At 62.0% G+C, this 16,688-nt stretch carries 13 protein-coding genes; 7 read left to right on the forward strand and 6 right to left on the reverse strand.

Annotation, left to right across the window (positions count from 1 at the left end; genetic code table 11):
• Positions 1 to 15: 15 nt before the first annotated feature.
• Positions 16 to 1,746 carry a diguanylate cyclase gene (locus V8Z65_RS01685; protein ID WP_338722118.1) on the forward strand — a complete coding sequence of 577 codons (1,731 nt, stop codon included), beginning with the start codon at positions 16 to 18 and terminating at the stop codon, positions 1,744 to 1,746.
• A 136-nt stretch (positions 1,747 to 1,882) separates the two neighbouring features.
• Here V8Z65_RS01685 and V8Z65_RS01690 read toward each other — a convergent pair whose 3' ends face one another.
• Together V8Z65_RS01690 and V8Z65_RS01695 are read right to left on the reverse strand one after the other, a co-directional pair.
• Positions 1,883 to 2,794 (reverse strand): LysR family transcriptional regulator, encoded by a 912-nt coding sequence (locus V8Z65_RS01690; RefSeq protein WP_338722120.1) that lies wholly within the window; start codon positions 2,792 to 2,794, stop codon positions 1,883 to 1,885.
• 26 nt (positions 2,795 to 2,820) lie between these two features.
• Entirely contained in the window at positions 2,821 to 3,564 is a 744-nt protein-coding gene (locus V8Z65_RS01695; RefSeq protein ID WP_338722121.1) for a sulfite exporter TauE/SafE family protein, read from the reverse strand.
• A gap of 330 nt (positions 3,565 to 3,894) precedes the next feature.
• On the opposite strand from V8Z65_RS01695, the gene V8Z65_RS01700 reads away from it, so the two are divergent.
• Positions 3,895 to 5,661 carry an ABC transporter ATP-binding protein gene (locus tag V8Z65_RS01700; RefSeq protein WP_338724097.1) on the forward strand — a complete coding sequence of 589 codons (1,767 nt, stop codon included), beginning with the start codon at positions 3,895 to 3,897 and terminating at the stop codon, positions 5,659 to 5,661.
• Positions 5,658 to 7,556: an ABC transporter ATP-binding protein gene (locus tag V8Z65_RS01705; protein ID WP_338722122.1), complete on the forward strand. Its 1,899-nt coding sequence runs from the start codon at positions 5,658 to 5,660 to the stop codon at positions 7,554 to 7,556. The genes V8Z65_RS01700 and V8Z65_RS01705 overlap by 4 nt, the downstream gene beginning before the upstream one ends.
• Before the next feature lie 215 nt (positions 7,557 to 7,771).
• On the opposite strand, the gene V8Z65_RS01710 is transcribed toward V8Z65_RS01705, so the two are convergent.
• The 3 genes from V8Z65_RS01710 to V8Z65_RS01720 form a co-directional block, all read right to left on the reverse strand.
• The gene (locus V8Z65_RS01710) at positions 7,772 to 8,752 is read right to left on the reverse strand and encodes a heparan-alpha-glucosaminide N-acetyltransferase (RefSeq protein ID WP_338722124.1); all 981 of its coding nucleotides are present in this window, start codon (positions 8,750 to 8,752) and stop codon (positions 7,772 to 7,774) included.
• Between the two features lie 151 nt (positions 8,753 to 8,903).
• Complete coding sequence (gene recQ / locus V8Z65_RS01715; RefSeq protein ID WP_338722125.1) at positions 8,904 to 10,751, reverse strand: DNA helicase RecQ; 1,848 nt, start codon at positions 10,749 to 10,751, stop codon at positions 8,904 to 8,906.
• 84 nt (positions 10,752 to 10,835) lie between these two features.
• Positions 10,836 to 11,408, reverse strand: a complete 573-nt coding sequence (locus V8Z65_RS01720) for a DNA-3-methyladenine glycosylase (RefSeq protein WP_338722126.1) — start codon at positions 11,406 to 11,408, stop codon at positions 10,836 to 10,838.
• Between the two features lie 167 nt (positions 11,409 to 11,575).
• On the opposite strand from V8Z65_RS01720, the gene V8Z65_RS01725 reads away from it, so the two are divergent.
• The 3 genes from V8Z65_RS01725 (at position 11,576) to V8Z65_RS01735 (ending at position 13,537) form a co-directional block, all read left to right on the forward strand.
• The gene (locus V8Z65_RS01725; RefSeq protein ID WP_338722127.1) at positions 11,576 to 12,499 is read left to right on the forward strand and encodes a VOC family protein; all 924 of its coding nucleotides are present in this window, start codon (positions 11,576 to 11,578) and stop codon (positions 12,497 to 12,499) included.
• Between the two features lie 46 nt (positions 12,500 to 12,545).
• The gene (locus V8Z65_RS01730; RefSeq protein WP_338722128.1) at positions 12,546 to 13,091 is read left to right on the forward strand and encodes a DUF924 family protein; all 546 of its coding nucleotides are present in this window, start codon (positions 12,546 to 12,548) and stop codon (positions 13,089 to 13,091) included.
• Positions 13,092 to 13,363: 272 nt separating this feature from the next.
• Positions 13,364 to 13,537: a hypothetical protein gene (locus V8Z65_RS01735; RefSeq protein ID WP_338722130.1), complete on the forward strand. Its 174-nt coding sequence runs from the start codon at positions 13,364 to 13,366 to the stop codon at positions 13,535 to 13,537.
• Between the two features lie 45 nt (positions 13,538 to 13,582).
• On the opposite strand, the gene V8Z65_RS01740 is transcribed toward V8Z65_RS01735, so the two are convergent.
• Positions 13,583 to 15,379 (reverse strand): ABC transporter ATP-binding protein, encoded by a 1,797-nt coding sequence (locus V8Z65_RS01740; RefSeq protein ID WP_338722131.1) that lies wholly within the window; start codon positions 15,377 to 15,379, stop codon positions 13,583 to 13,585.
• A gap of 639 nt (positions 15,380 to 16,018) precedes the next feature.
• On the opposite strand from V8Z65_RS01740, the gene V8Z65_RS01745 reads away from it, so the two are divergent.
• Positions 16,019 to 16,471: an ABZJ_00895 family protein gene (locus V8Z65_RS01745; RefSeq protein ID WP_338722132.1), complete on the forward strand. Its 453-nt coding sequence runs from the start codon at positions 16,019 to 16,021 to the stop codon at positions 16,469 to 16,471.
• Positions 16,472 to 16,688: the final 217 nt, after the last annotated feature.

A 16,688-nucleotide genomic window follows, 5' to 3' on the forward strand; every position in this document is an offset into this window, starting at 1 on the left:
GCCGAAGATGGCCCTATGGCCACGTCACGCGCAAAGTCCCGGAACGTCTTTGCCGCCGATACTTTGCATTCGGCGCAGATCTTCATGCGCCTGCTCGATGCCGCCCCTATAGGCATGCTGGTGGCCACCATCGACGGCATGGTGGTCTATGCCAATCCCGCCTTTAGTGAATTGCTCGGCCATAGACCCGAGCCGGGCCATGTCTTTCGGTTTGCCGACCTGGTGCCGGACGAAGAGAGCGTGACCGCCCAACTTCATTTCGACCGCCTGTTGCGAGGCGAAATTGCGGTCAGTCACGGCGAGCATAAGCTGCGCCATGCCGATGGCTATTCGATCTGGGTCATGATCGGCGCCACGGTCCTGCCCGCCGATGGCGACACTCCGGCCCTGGTACTGGTGCAGATGAACTCGATCGAGCTGCAAAAGCGCGCCGAAGAGGCCCTGGCCGCGTCCGAGAGCCGATGGAACTTTGCGCTCGAAAGCGCGCGCCAGGGCGTCTGGGATCACGATATCCGCCAGGACACGATGTTCTATTCGCGCATGTGGCGGGTCATGCGGGGCATTCCGCCTCAGGAAGAGGTGGATGGCGACCAGCAGAAGTGGCTCGAACGCGTCCATCCCGATGATCGCCCCAACGTCATGGCCAATGTTCACCGGCAGGACCAGGGCGATAGCGACTTCGACGCGCTGGAATATCGCGAGCGCACTCGCGACGGCCGCTATATCTGGATATTGAGCCGCGGCCGCCCGGTGGAATGGGATGCTGAGGGCAACCCGACCCGCACCATCGGCACCGACACCGACATTACCCGTCTCAAGCTGATGGAGCAGGAGCTGGCGTCCGAAAAGGAGCGGCTGCGTGTCACTTTGGAGGCCATGGCCGACGGCATGATCTCCACCGATCTCGAAGGCCACGTGGTCTTTATGAACCCGGCTGCCGAACAATTGACCAATTGCCGCGCCGCCGACGCCATCGGGCGCCCTGTGGCCGATATTTTCCGCCTGCGCAGCGAGGGGAGCGAAGATGCACTGCCCTGTCCGGTGCAGGCCTGTCTGGGCTCCGCCACCCAGCTTCGCTCCGACGACGACAAGGTGCTTTGCGCATTGAACGGTCCGCAGCGCGACATTCGCTTCACCGCCTCGCCGGTTTTTTCGCAGGATGGCCGGCTGACCGGCGCCGTGCTGGTCTTTCAGGATGTAACGCAAAGCCGGGCGCTGCAGCGGCAATTGGCCCATTCGGCCGCCCATGACGATCTGACCGGCCTGCCCAATCGGGCCGCCTTCGAGCGGGGCCTGACGACGGCAATCGCGACGGCCCGCCAGGGGCGGCGCCATCATTGCCTCATCTATCTCGATCTCGATCATTTCAAGCCGGTCAATGACAGTGCCGGGCATGCGGCGGGCGATGCCCTGCTCAAGCAAATCGCCCAGACCATCGGGAATGTCTGCCGCAGCCACGACCTGGCCGCGCGGATCGGCGGCGACGAATTCGCCGTCATTGCCCAGGATTGCAGCATCGAGATTGGCCGGGAACTGGCGCAGAGGATCGTGCACGCCATCGGCATGCTGACCTTTGCCTGGGCCGGCCGGGACTATCGCGTCGGCGCCAGCGCCGGGGTAACCCTTATCGGCCCGGATCCGGCATCCCCGCTTGGCTTCATGGGCGAGGCCGACGCGGCCTGCTACGGCGCCAAGGCCGGGGGCAGGGGACGCGTGATGGTCTTTTCGGAAATGGGCACTACCTAGAGCGCTTCTAGCAAAAGTGGCCACGGTTTTGCGGTTAAGAAGCGCGGCAAAAATAAGCTCTAGGCCGTTTCCCTCAGGGCGGCACCCTGAGGCGGGGCCATCGCGATAAGCCCGGCAAATCTATCCGGAAACGTCGTCAGGCCGAGGGGAGATAGGTTTCCCCTGCCAGCGAGATGAAACTCTTCATGGCAGCGGAAAGCGGGCTGGATTTGCGTCGGGCCACCAGCAATTTGCGCATGGCCCAGGGCTCGGCCAGCGGCGCGCAGACCAGGTCGGTTCCGGCCAGCAGATGTAGGCTGGTCGAGCGCAGAAAGCCGATGCCGAAGCCGGCCTCGACCATGCGCACCAGTGCCGGAAAACTCTCGACGCGCAGTGCCTCGGTCAGTGGCTTTCCCAGCTTTCCGGCGGCCTCGCTCAACAGCCGGTCCAGCGAACCGGCATGGTGGATGCCCACAATGGCATGGGGCACGACGGCATCGAAGGTGACCGATTTTCTCGGCTCGATCCGCGCGGCCAGTTCGTGTTCGGGCGGCACCAGCACCCACACGCGCTCATCCTCGAACGGGTGGATATCAAAGCGCGTGAAATCGTAATTGTCCGAAACGATGGCGATATCGGCCTGTCCCTCATCCAGCGATAACAGGGCCTTGGCGGCCCCCATCTCGGCAATGGCAATTTCGATGCCGGGATATTTGCCGGCAAACTTGGCCAGAAGCTCGGGCAGCCGTCCAGTCAGGGCCGAACTGGTACAGGCCAGGCGCAGGCTACCGCGCTGGCCGGAACCGAAATCGTCCATAATGGCATCGAGATCAGCAATCGAACGCAGGACCGTTCGGCATCCCTCGGCATAGGCTTCCCCGGCCTTGGTGAGTTTGACGCCATGGGCCGAGCGGTCGAAAAGCACGACGCCGAGCCGCCCTTCCAGGTCCGAAACCCGCCGGCTGACGGCCGAGGATGCAATGCCCTCCCGTTCTGCCGCGCGGCCGATCGAGCCCGTTTCGGCCAGAAGCAGAATGAGGCGCGCGGTTACGCTGTCGAAAGGTGCCATGTCGTCTCCCAACAGCACCTTACCCATTAGGGCCCGGTGAGCAACAAAATGCCGCGCGAGAGATAGAATATGCCCAGCATTGTGACGATCCAGCGCGTCCAGCGCCGGAACCCGTCATCGGATAGTCGCTGCAGAATGTGATAACCCAGATTGGTGCCGGCAATGGCAAAGGGCGCCGCCATGGCCACCAATATCCAGTCGCCCATGGCCATGGCGGCGGCTGTGGCGCCGTAGAACACCACCTTGGCGCCATGCGAGATCACCTGCATGCAGGCCTTGGTGGCGATCACCTTGCGCCGGTCCATCAGGGTGCGGATAAAGAAGATGTCGATACTGGGTCCGGCCACGCCCACCGCCAGATTGAGTCCGCCGCTGACAAAGCCGCAGAAAAACCCGTGCAGCGGCCGGCTGGCATCGAGTTGCAACCAGCTTTTGGGCAGCCAGACCAGCACGGGCATCAACCCCACCACGACGCAGACCGTGGCCAGGTCCGGCTGATAGCGCAGCGCAAACAGCAGCCCCGCCGCCACGACCAGTCCGGCAACCATAGTGGCAATGATCGGCCAGTCGATATAGCGCCGGGAAAACCAGGCCCGCGATCCGTTGGCAACGATCTGGATCGCACCTTGCAGGGCAATGGCCGTCGCCACCGGCAATATGGTCAACAGCCCCGCTAGCAACAGCATGCCACCCGCCATGCCGAAAATGCCCGAAATGGTGGAGGTCAAAAAGACCACGCCGACAACGATGGCGGAGATGAGAGGTGTCATGAGCCAATCCTTTGCCTAGCTCATGCACCCGCAGGATGGCACTGCGCCAGACCTCGACCGGGCAAGGGGTCATGCCAATGTCATGAAACTGCGCCATCAGATTGCATTTTTTGCGCAAATTGCATCTTGAATGGAATGCGCAATGCGCTTTTTATGGGCAGGCGAGTTTTTTTGATTTGCCCGATTGCTGGTCGACGGACCCCCGCCTCTCCCTTTTGGGCCCCACTTAACTGACGTCTGGATACTTCCTTGATTACCCTCAAGGCTGGCCGCGAGCGTTCGCGCGGCGATGCTAGGGACCACGTTTCTGCAGCCCATGCCGGCAAGCGCATGGGGCCGCTCAAACGCATTACCCTATTTTCCCTCCGTCACCCGTTTCAGGCGAGCCTGGCGGTCGGCGCTACTATCATTGCGGCCATATTGCAGCTGACCATTCCGCGGCTCCTGGGCCAGGCCATCGATCAGGCCCAGAACGTGCTCAGCATTGCCGGGGAAGGGGCGCAGGACGCCTTGCTGGCGACCGCGCTGACCCTGCTCTGCGTTTCGGTGGCGCGCGGGCTTTTCACCCTGGTGCAGAACTATTTCTCGGAAAGTGTCGGCCACCATGTCGGCTACGAATTGCGCCTGGCCTTCTATGACAAGGTGCAGCGCCTCTCCTATTCCTACCACGATCGCGTGCATTCGGGCGATCTGATCACCATCGGCCTGCTCGATCTCGATGGCCTGCGCATGTTTTTCTCCACCGGCCTCGTCCGCACCATTCTATTGGCCGTGCTGATCGGGGTCGGTGCCTGGATGCTGATTTCGACCGATATCGTGCTGGGCCTGCTGGCACTGAGCTTTGTGCCCTTCGTGGCCTGGCGCTCCTCGGTGGCTCAACTCACCCTGCGCGCCACCTGGCTCATCCTGCAGCAGAAGCTTTCAGTGCTGACGCGGGTCATGGAAGAAAATCTCGGCGGCATCCGCGTCGTCCGCGCCTTTTCCGGCCAGAAATTTGAGCTGGGCAAGTTCGACACGGCTTCCAAGGACGCACTCGAACTTGCGCATCGCCGCGTACAGGTCCGCGTCAAGAACACCTCGATGATGACCTTTTCCTTCTCTGCTGCCATGGGCCTTGTCCTCTGGGTCGGCGGCAACAAGGTCATCGCCGGTGAAATGAGCGTGGGTACCCTGGCGAGCTTTCTCACCTTCATGACCATATTGCAGATGCCCGTGCGCCAACTCGGCCTCATGGTCAATTCCTATGCCCGCGCCTCCACTTGCGGCGAGCGCTTCTACGGCTTTCTCGACGCCCCGGTCGAAATCGAGGACCGAGCCGGCGCCACCCCGCTCACCATCACCAATGGCGTGCTGCGTTTCGAGGATGTTCATTTCACCTATCCAGGCGCTTACGTCCCGACCCTCAACGGCATCAGTTTCGAGGCGCATGCCGGCCAGACCATCGGCATTGTCGGTGCGCCGGGCAGCGGCAAATCCACGCTCGCCCACCTTATTCCGCGCTTCTACGACGTCACCGCCGGCCGCGTCACGCTTGATGGCCAGGATGTGCGCGACGTGACCTTGCAGAGCCTCCGCCACTCCGTCGCCGTGGTGCAGCAGGACACGTTCCTCTTTACCACCACCATCGAAAACAACATTGCCTATGGCGACCCCTGGGCCAAGGAACGCAAGATCGAGCGCGCTGCCGAAAGCGCGCAATTGCACAATTACATCATGGGCTTGCCCGCCGATTACGACACGGTGGTGGGCGAGCGTGGCGTCTCGCTTTCGGGCGGCCAGCGCCAACGCCTCTCCATCGCCCGTTCGCTCGTGCTCAAGCCCGCCGTCATGGTCTTCGACGATTCGACCGCCGCCATCGATGCCGGCACCGAGCATCGCATCCGCTCGGCCATCCGCCGCTTTGCCAGCGACCGGGTAACCATGATCATCGCCCACCGGCTTTCCTCGCTCATGCATGCCGACCTGATCCTGTTCATGGAAAACGGTCGGATCATCGAGCGCGGCACTCACGAAGAGCTGCTGGCCCAGGGTGGGCGCTATCGCGCGCTCCATGACCTGCAGACGCGACCCGTTGATGATCTGGAGGCCGCCCAATGAGCGTGATGAGCGATGACGAACGCGAAGTGGCCGCCTTTCCCGGCCAGCGCCCGCCTCGGGCCTCGGTGGGCAGCCACCGTATTGAGGAAGAGGTTTTCGGCAAGGCCTACGACCCCAAGACGGTGCGGCGCATCTGGGCTTATGTCCGGCCCTATCGGCTCAAGATCTATCTCTCGGTCTTCGCTGTTCTGGTCTTTACCGGCACCCAGCTCGCCATTCCGCTGATCATCGGCAATGCCGTCGATAATTCCCTGGTCGCCGGTGGCGATCCCAATAGTCTGCTCTGGGCAGTCGGCGCCTTCGCCTTCGCCGTCCTGCTCAATTTCGGCGCCTCCTATATGCAGGAAAACCAGGTCGGGCAGGTTGCCGAAAACGTGCTGTTCGACATGCGCCGGGCCATGTTCGCCCAGCTCCAGCGCGTCTCGCTGAGCTATATGGACAAGACCGAAGTTGGCCGGCTGATGAGCCGGTTGCAGGGCGACGTCAATGCCATGCAGGAATTCCTCGAAACCTCGGTGATTTCGGTGGGCGATCTCGTGCTGCTCTTCGGCATTGTCGTGGTGCTCTTGAGCCTCGATCCCTGGCTGGGCATGCTGACCCTGGTCACCATGCCGGTGCTGTTCATCATCCGCATCTTCTGGCTGCCGCCGGCCAAGCGTGCCTTCTGGGCCGCGCACGAGACCAATTCATTGACTGCCGGTGCCATGGCCGAAGGCATCAATGGCGTGCGCACCGTGCAGAATCTCGATCGCCAGAAGGTCAATTTCGACCTTTATGACGACAAGGCCTATCACAATCTGCGCAACCAGCTCACCGGCTCGAAATATGCCCAGGTCATGGTGCCCATCGTCGATACGCTGACCGGCATTTCCATGGCCACCGTCGTGGTCGTGGGCGGCGCCATGGTGCTCAACGGCGCCCTGCAGGTGGGCGTCGTCGTCGCCTTCTTGTTTTACATCCAGCGCTTCTTCGACCCGATCCGCTCGCTCACCATGCAATATTCCATCATGCAGCGCGCCATGACCTCGGGCCGCCGTATCACCGAAGTGCTCGACCTGCCCGTGGTCATTCAGGACAAGCCCGATGCAACGGAGTTGACCGGCGACATGGACGGCTCAGTCGAATTCCGCAATGTCGTCTTCGGCTATGATCCCAAGCGCCCCGTGCTCAAAAATGTCTCCTTCATGGTCAAGCCGGGCGAAACCGTCGCTTTGGTTGGCCCCACCGGCTCGGGTAAGACCAGCGCCATGGCGCTCGTTCACCGCTTCTATGAAGTGCAGGACGGTGCGGTGATCGTCGGTGGTCACGATGTCCGCGACGTGACCCAGGAATCCTTGGGCGAACAGGTCGCCATGGTGCTCCAGGAGCCATTCCTGTTTACCGGCACCATTTTCGACAACATCCGCTACAACAAGGCCGACGCCACCCGCGAGGACGTCATTGCGGCGGCCAAGGCGGTTGGTGCCCATGAATTCATCGATCGCTTCGCCCAGGGTTACGACACCATGCTCGAGCAGCGCGGCTCGAACCTGTCCCTGGGCCAGCGCCAGCTTTTGAGCTTCGCCCGCGCCCTGGTGGCCGATGCGAAAATCCTGGTTCTCGATGAGGCCACAGCCAATATCGATAGCTATACCGAGCGGCAAATCCAGAAGGCGCTGGAAATCCTTCTCAAGGGCCGCACCGGCATGGTCATCGCCCATCGCCTCGCCACCATTCGCGGTGCCGACCGCATCATCGTGCTGCAAAACGGCGAGAAGATCGAAGAGGGCAATCACGACCAGCTCATGGATCTGGGCGGGCTCTATTCCAAGCTTTACAACATGAACTATGCCAGCTTCGACGACATCCCCGACGAGCTGGTCGCCGGCGCCAACGCGCGCGAGGCGAGTACTTAGGACGCGTCGGATTTGAGCGGAATCTTAGGCTCCTTCGCCTCCCTCCCCCTTGAGGGGAGGGATCGAGGGTGGGGGTGGTTTTGTGGGTCACCGACGGACCCCCACCCCCAGCCCCTCCCCTCAAGGGGGAGGGGAGTCGCCAGCCTCTCGTTTCCGTCAGAAGCGGACAGAGTCTGGTGTGGCCCCCGATGCGTCAGCGCCCCGCCCCGCGCCAGCTATTCCACCCCCAGCTCCGGATAGATCAGCGCCGAGCATTGCCTATTATTGGCATCGAGCTTGGCCTGATCCTCGGCCGAAACCAGTCCGCTGAAGACCGGCTCCCAGAGGTCATCCCGCTTCACACCTTCCAGCCCGCATTGGCAATAAATCGCGCAAAGCGCCGCGGTCGTACCGCTCGCCTCACAGCTCACCTGGCAGGAATTGAGAAAGTCCGTGTCGCGGCTCGCTTCCTGCGTCCCCATCGCCATGGAGAGCGGCACGATCACCGCCAGCAAAAGCGGCTGGTGCACCAGATAAATGACCAGGCTCCACCGCCCCATCCAGCCCAGAACGCGCGCCGCAAAATTGCGTGGCTGGGCCGCGGCCATCCACCGCTCGACAGCGCTGCCCCGCACCAGCCGCATGGCGATCACGCCCAATAGCACCACGCCAAACCAGGGGAAAACCGGCACCAGGTCATTGGTCGGCGGCGGCACCACCCAGAACCCAATCCAGGAGAATAGCTTCTCATTATAGAGCGGATCGGCAAAGCCGAAATGCAGGCCAATGACCACAGCCGCGACCAACCCCGTCAGCCAGAGCGGTGTGAACAAAAAGGGCAGGGCGATGAGGCTGGTGATGGCAATGGCGTGCAGCACCCCGAAATAGACAAAGCTACCGGGAAAGGCGAACCATGTCCCAAGGCTGATGACCGCTGCGCCGCCCACGACCAACAGCCAACGCCGCCAGAAGTTGCGCCAACGCACACCATCGCCGTGCCCCAGCACCAGCCCCACGCCGACCAGGAACATGAAGGCAAAAAGGATTGTCCGCGCAAAGACCACCCAGCCGGGATCGAACCCGACATCGATGGGAATGAAGCGGTAGAACGAGAGGTCCCAGCACAGGTGATAGATCACCATGGCAATGATCGCCACGCCGCGCGCGACGTCGATCATGGCAAGGCGGGGGCGTTTGGTCGGTGCAGCGTCGGTCAAAGCATCCCCCCTCACCCGTCTCGGCCCTTGGCCGATCCACCCTCTCCCCGATGGGGAGAGGAATAAGGGGTGGCCACCGCACCATTCTTCTCCCCATCGGGGAGAAGGTGGCGCGCAGCGTCGGATGAGGGGGAGACCTCGCTTGAAGCAATCACCCCTCAAACCCCCGCACCACCGCCAGAAACGCCTCCCCATACCGATCCAGCTTCCCCTGGCCCACACCGGGCAGGTTTAACATATCATGGCCATGTTTCGGCTGCGCCAGCGCCATGGCTTTCAGCGTCGCATCGTGGAAAATCACATAGGGTGGCACGCCCTGGGCCTTGGCCAGCCGCAGGCGCTCTTCGCGCAGCGCCTCAAAGAGCGGCTTGGCATGATCGGGCACATCCACGCTCCGCGCCAGCGCCCGGCGCACCTCGACCGATTTTTTCGGCCGGTCCTTGCGCAGCGTCACGACACGTTCCCGCTTGAACACGCCATGGGCGCCCTCGCTCAGCGTCAACGCGCCATGATTGGCATGGTCGACCACTACCAGTCCCATCGCCGTCAATTGCCGCAACACCGATTGCCAGGCGCGGGCGTCCAGTTCCGCGCCCTGCCCAAAGACCTTTTGATGCTGGTGGCCAAAGCGTGTGACCTTCTCGGTCTCCTTGCCAATCAGCACATCGATGATATGGGCCGCGCCAAAGCGCATGCCAGTGCGATAGATCGCGGCCATAGCCTTGATCGCCGCTTCCGTGCCATCCCAGCTCTCCACTGGCGAGCGGCAGGTATCGCAATTCCCGCACCCGCCAGCATGCGCCTCGCCGAAATGCCCAAGGATCGCCTGGCGCCGGCACGAGGCGGTCTCGCATACGCCCAGAAGCGCATTGAGCTTGCCATGTTCGAGTCGCTTGATTTCGTCCGGCGCATTGCCCTCGTCGATCATGCGCCGCCTTTGCACCACATCGGCCATGCCATAGCTCATCCAGGCATCGGCCGGCAGCCCGTCGCGCCCGGCGCGGCCCGTTTCCTGGTAATAGGCTTCGATCGAGGCCGGCAGGTCCATATGCGCCACATAGCGCACATCGGGCTTGTCGATGCCCATGCCGAAAGCCACCGTGGCGACCAGGCACAACCCCTCTTCCTTCAAAAAGGCATCCTGGTTGGCCGAGCGCAGTTCAGCGCTCATCCCGGCATGATAGGGCAGGGCGCGGATTCCCTTATTGCTCAGCCAATCGGCAATATCCTCGACCTTGGCGCGGCTCAGGCAATAGACAATGCCGCTCGTGCCCTTGTGCCCGGCCAGGAATTCCAGCAATTGCTCGCGCGGCTTGTCCCGCTCGACAATGGAATAGGAAATATTGGGCCGGTCGAAACTGGTGGTGAACACCTCGGCCTGTTCCAGCCCCAACCGCTCGATAATGTCTTCGCGCGTCGTCGGGTCTGCCGTTGCCGTCAGGGCAATGCGCGGCACCCCCGGAAACAGTTCCACCAGGTGGATCAGTTCGCGATATTCGGGCCGGAAATCATGCCCCCATTGGCTCACGCAATGGGCCTCGTCTATGGCAAACAGCGCAATGCGCGTATCAGCCAGCATATTGGCAAAGCCGGGCGTCGCCACCCGTTCCGGTGCCACATAGAGCAGGTCCAGTTCGCCCCGCCGCAATTGCCGGCGCACCTCGCTCGCCTCGTCCTGGGTCAGCGAGGAATTGAGCGCCGCAGCGGCCACGCCAGCCTGCTTGAGCGCCTCCACCTGGTCACGCATCAAGGCAATCAGGGGCGAAATGACAATGCCCACGCCATCCCGGCAAATGGCCGGTATCTGATAGCACATGGACTTGCCCGCGCCGGTGGGGAACAGCACGACTGCATCGCCCCCTTCGGTCACATGCTCGATCACATCGGCTTGCTGGCCGCGGAACGCCTTATGGCCGAAAATGTCACGCAGAACCGCGAGCGGGCTGGGCCGCTCGTGGCGATGGGGCGAGAACAGGTCGAGCGACTCAAGGGCTTCCACGCCTCTGTTGAATCATGGGGGTCGGAACGAGGCAACCGGCTTGGGCGATAATGCAGCCTTTAGTGATTTTGCGCGGCCCGCACGTCACAGATCGGGCTGGCTCCGGCCCAGCGGGCGGCTGAGAAAAGGCGAGCCACGCCTGACGAAGCGCCAGGGCGTTTCCACTCCCTTGGTAATGCCGATGCGCGGCCCGCTCGCAACATCATGAACCGTCAGGGGCGCGTCGATGGCAAAGGGCGGTGCATCCAGCGCCAGTCCATTATGCCGCAGATCGATATCGAGCGCCTGCGCCAGCTTGCCTGGCCCTGAGCACAAATTCTTCTCCACCATCGCGCCGCGCCGTTCGCGCATCGCCTCGATACCCATTATGGGCTCCAGCGCGCGGATCAGAATGGCGCTGCCCGGCCTGCAGACGAAATTGAGGCAATAGTGAATCCCATAGATCTTGTAGACATAGGCATGGCCCGGCGGCCCGAACATGACCCGGTTGCGCGGCGTCGGCCCCCGGAAACTATGCGAGGCTGGGTCGGTCTCGTCATAGGCCTCCACCTCCACGATCGGCCCGCCCACGCCATCGAACAGCAGGCTTGCCCCGATAAGTTGGCGGGCCACTTCGAGAACGGGGCGGTCGAAAAAGGCGCGTTCGAGCATTGCCATGGTCTGTGCCTCTATCTGGCCGGGCCGGTCTTAGACCATGGCGCGGCGCCGGCGCCAAGGCCGCTCATTGGGGTGCTTTGGCGAACAATGCCTTCGCCGTCGTTCTCTTTTTCGCTCAGGCGGCAAGCTCTATCTTGGGGGCAACACACTTATCCCGGGAGGTCGAGATGATCGACACATCCATCCAGACAAATGTTCGTTCCAAACCCGTTCTGCCGCTCAGCACCACGCTGGGCCCGGTTCATATCGCGGTCACCGACCGCCAGAAGGCGCTTGCCATCTGGCAGGATGTCGTCGGCCTCGACCTGATCTCCGAAAGCGGCAATGTCCTCAGTCTGGGCGCTGGCGGCAAGGTGCTGATCGTGCTCGAAACCGGTGCCGCCCGTCCGGTCGCGCCGCGCAGCATCGGCCTTTACCATGTCGCCATTCACGTGCCGGCGCGCAGCGATCTCGCGCAAATGGCCCTGCGGGCATTGCAGCGCAATGTCCGTATTTCGCCCACCGATCATCTGGTCTCGGAAGCCATCTATCTCTGGGATCTGGATGGCAATGGCATCGAAATCACCTTCGAAACGCCCTGGCGCGGCACTTTGGGCGATCCCGACAAGGGCCAGACCTATGCCGTCACGGTCGATGGCAAGCCCCATTCGGGCCGCGAACCCATCGACCTCGATGGCCTTTTGGGCGAGCTCGGCCCCGACCCGGTTCTGGCCAGCCGCATGCCGGCGGGCACCCGCATCGGCCATGTCCATGTCCATGTCAACGATCTGCATAGGGCTATGGACTTCTACCGCGATGTACTCGGCTTTGCCGGCTTCCTGCTGATCCAGTCCTTCGGCATGGGCGATGTGGGCCTCGATTACATGCCCCATACCCTGGCCTTCAATATCTGGTCGGGTCCCAATGCCGCCCTGCCGCCGGCCGGCAGCGCGGGTCTGCGCTGGTTCACCATTGTCCTGCCCGGCGCCGAAAGCCTGGCCGCGCTCAGGGTACGGCTCGAACAGGCCGGCGCCCCGCTCGATGTCGTCGGCAACGATCTTGAAACCCGCGACCCCTTCGGCAATCGCATCCGGCTCCGTCTGGCGGCTTGACCGGATCGGGCCTCTTGGCGACAGTCCGGTCCAAACGGAGAAGACCATGCAATCCCATCAGGCCGTCATAGATTTCTGGTTCGTCGAGCACGGTTACGACGACTGGTTCGGCGGCAAGCCCGAATTTGATGCGGCGCTGGCCGCCCGCTTTGCCAATCTGCATCCGCAGGTGGCTCGCGGCGAGGCCTGGACCTGGCGCGAAAGCCCGGAAGGGCGGCTGGCCGAAATCATCGTGCTCGATCAGTTCTCCCGCCAGCTCCATCGCGGCAGCGCCGAGGCCTTCGCCCAGGACAAGATGGCGCTAGCGCTGGCCCAGGAGGCCACTGCCGGCGGCCATGACATGGCCGTCGAGCATGAATGGGCTATGTTCTTCTACATGCCCTATATGCACGCCGAGTCTCTGATCATTCAGAACGAAGGCGTTGGGCTGTTCGAGGCCTATGGCAACCAGGACGCTCTCGACTTCATGGTCAAGCATCGTGACACCATCGCCCGCTTCTCCCGTTTCCCCTTCCGCAACAAGGCCTTGGGGCGGCAGAGTACGGCCGAAGAGGAAGCCTATATGGCGGAAATGGGCGACCGGGTTTTCTGATCGGGCCGGCGCGCCGCCTGCCCGTCCATTGCATTGGTCTCCTAAGGCATGTTCGATTTGATCGGAATCGGCGGTTCCTGCGCCTCCCTCCCCCTTGAGGGCTTCGAACCGCCCCGTAGGGCAAATCTCTCCGGCGGAGAGATTTGAGGTGAGAAGGATCGAGGGTGGGGGTGGTTTTGTGGGTCACCGATGGACCCCCACCCCCAGCCCCTCCCCTCAAGGGGGAGGGGAGCTGCCCGTCCGTTGCGTTGGTCTCCGAAAGGAGATGTCCCATGGATATTGCCGGCCCCGCCTTTTGGCTGATCCTGCTCATCATTGGTGCTATCGCGCTGGGTGGCACCATGATCTATGGCATCATGCGCAATCGCAAACGCACCCTCTCGGACAAGGTGACCACCGAGCTCGAGACCCGGCGCGAATATGAGCGCGAGGATCACAACGCTTGAGATGAAAAAGGGGCGAACCGCATGCCGGTCCGCCCCTTTTTGTCGTCAGGCCACAAGGCCCTTTGTCAGTTCCAGCGCCTGCCGCTCGAACAGCCGGCGATAGATGCCGCCATTGAGCCGGATGAGCTGTTCGTGGTTGCCTTCCTCGACAATTTTGCCCTTGTCGAAGACCAGCAGCCGGTCCAACGCCCGAACCGTGGATAGCCGGTGGGCGATCACCAGGGTCGTCCGGCCCACCATCAGCCGCTCCATAGCCTCTTGGATCATCACCTCGCTCTCGCTGTCCAGGCTCGATGTCGCCTCGTCCAGGATCAGGATCGGGGCGTTGGCCAGAAACGCCCGGGCAATAGCCACGCGCTGCCGCTCACCACCCGAAAGCTTCACCCCGCGCTCGCCCACCAGCGTTTCATAGCCCTTGGGCAGCTCCTGGATGAAATCATGCGCATTGGCCTGTTTGGCCGCCTCGATGATTTGGGCTCGGCTGGCCCCGGGACGGCCATAGGCAATGTTCTCGGCCAGCGTCCGGTGGAACAGGATCGGCTCCTGCTGCACAATGGCGATCTGCCCGCGCAGCGAACTTTGCAGATGCTCGGCAATGTTCTGCCCATCCACGGTGATGGCCCCGCCATTGACGTCATAGAGCCGCTGGATGAGCTTGACGAAAGTCGTCTTGCCCGAACCCGAATGGCCCACCAGCCCGACGCGCTCGCCCGGTTTGATCTCGACCGAAAAGTCGCGATAAAGCGGGGTCGGATGCGCGCCATACTGGAAAGTGACTTTGTCGAACCTGATGCCGCCATCGGTGATGGCGATGGGCTTGGCGCCGGTCTTGTCGTCGATGCCGAGCGGCATGGCCGTCAGCGCCACCAGTTCCTCCATGTCGTTCACCGAGCGCTGCAGGTTGCGGATATGCATGCCCACATCACGCAGATAACCCTGCAGAACAAAGAACATGGCGAGCACGAAGGTGATGTCGCCCGGGCTGGCCAGCCCCTGCGTCCACATATAAAGGCCAGTGCCCAGAATGCTGGCCTGCATGCCCACCATCAGGAAGCCCTGCAGCGTGCCGTTCAGGGTGCCGCGCTTCCAGGTGCGGCGGGTGCGGCTGTCCCATTTGGACATGACATGGCGCATCCGGCCTTCCTCGCGCGTTTCCGCGCCAAAGGCCTTGACCACGCTATTGCAGCTCACCGCATCGGCCAGGGCGCCACCCAGGCGCGTGTCCCAGGCATTTGCAAGGCTCGCTGCCGGAGCGACATAGCCCATCGACATGGCCACGGTGAAGCCGATATAGATCAGCGACCCGATCGCCACCATCACACCCATCACCGGCCAGAAGCTGCCGAGCAGGATCGAGGCGCCGACCAGCATCACCACCGAGGGCAACAGGGCCACCAGGAGGATGTCGTTGAGCGCATCCAGTGCCCACATGCCGCGCGTGATCTTGCGCACGGTCGAGCCGGCAAAACTATTGGCATGCCAATCGGTCGAGAAGCGCTGCACCCGGTGAAAGCCGTCATTGACGATATCCGCCATCATCTTGAGCGTCAGCTTGATGATGCCGTTGAAGATGAAAAAGCGCAGGGCAACGCTGGTCAGCCCAAGGCCAACAACAATGGCAAAGGCATTGAGCGCGTCAGACGTCGCGGCGCCGTCGCTGCCGGCAATGGCATCGACGATGCGGCCGGAAAACAGCGGCACCATCACCTCGGCCAGGGTCGAGGCAATGACCAGCCCGCAGATCAGGGCAATGCGCGCTGGCTGGTCCTGCCAGTGGCGAAAGGTAAAGCCGAGCACATTGCGGAATGCGTCGGCACGGAAATCGAGCTTCTTGCGACTCATTTGGTGTGTCCGGTGCCGTTCTCCGGCCACCGGTTCCTCAAAGCAGGAAATGAAAGACGCAGTTGGGGCCTGTAGGTCCGGCGCCCGCGGGCGCGCTCAACTGCAGGGAATACGGAAAAAACCGCTGGTGATCAGGCCAGGACGGCGGACCACGTGGGGCAAAGACCTAAGGTCGGAAATTGCCCATGAGGGGAGAATAAATCACTGCTGTCATGCAACGCCTCCCCTTGTCTTGAAATTGAAGCGGCGAACGGTTTGTAGCCAAACCGTTCGCCCTTGCCAATGCCAAAAATATGATCAGTCCGCGCGGTGATGCAGGAAGGCCACAGCGTCGTGGACCAGGTGGAAGGGGAGGCTTGTGGTCAGTCAACGGCCTGGGGCCGTCCAGCATCCAAGGGGCCACCCTCGGCCCTAAGCCGAGCGCTCTATATTTGGGGTGTCTTCTGTGGGGTGGCTTGCGGACTGACTGGCTTTGTTAATAGCAATCTGAAAGCGGACTTTCGACTACACTAGGGCCGTTGTCGCTCGTCAAACATCCAGTGTGACGGACAACTAGCATTTCTCAATCTACGGACTAGGATGTGCACATCATATTGGGGAGCCTTGAAGAATATGGAGCGCGTACAGGAAACGCCCGTCTTGGCAATCCGTCTGATAGCTTGGTACGTCGCTGCGCTGATCGGCTTTTGGATTCTCCAGATCCTTCTTAGTGTTTTGATGAATGTTAACTCGTCATTTGGTGGGATGGTGGCAGTCATTCTGGCCGCTATGATCCCAGGCGACATCTATTTCCGGCGCACAGGCCAATTACCCTCGAACGGTTTCGGTTGGCGCTTGGCGATCGCGTTCGCCCTAAGCAGCTTATGTGTCAGTGCACTTCAGCTTGTTGCGTCTATAGGCCTCGGCAACGTCCAAATTCAAACGCTCGCGAGCGACCCTCAGTTTCTGCTCTTTTTGCTATTCTTTCACATTGTCATCCTCGGCCCGCTGAAATGGTGCTTCGGTTGGGGAGCATCCACACGGCAACGCGCCGTAGACAGAAAAGCCGCAAAATCCGCCCCGGCCGAGCAGAAAACGATAGCAAATGATTGATCAGGATAGATCGGGGCAGTGACCGGAAGACAATGTCAATTCGATCAGCGACGGCTACCGGGCAGACCCCGACGGTCTGCCAGTGACCACAATGGGGTCGGATGCTGCCCCCTTCTCCTCCCTCCCCCTTGTGGGGAGGGAAGCGAGATAGGACTTAGCTTCAGCTAAGTCCGTTGAATCGAGCAGGGTGGGGGTGTCGGGCTCTCAACGCATTGAG

Source organism: Devosia sp. XK-2 (assembly GCF_037113415.1).
Classification (GTDB): Bacteria; Pseudomonadota; Alphaproteobacteria; order Rhizobiales; family Devosiaceae; genus Devosia.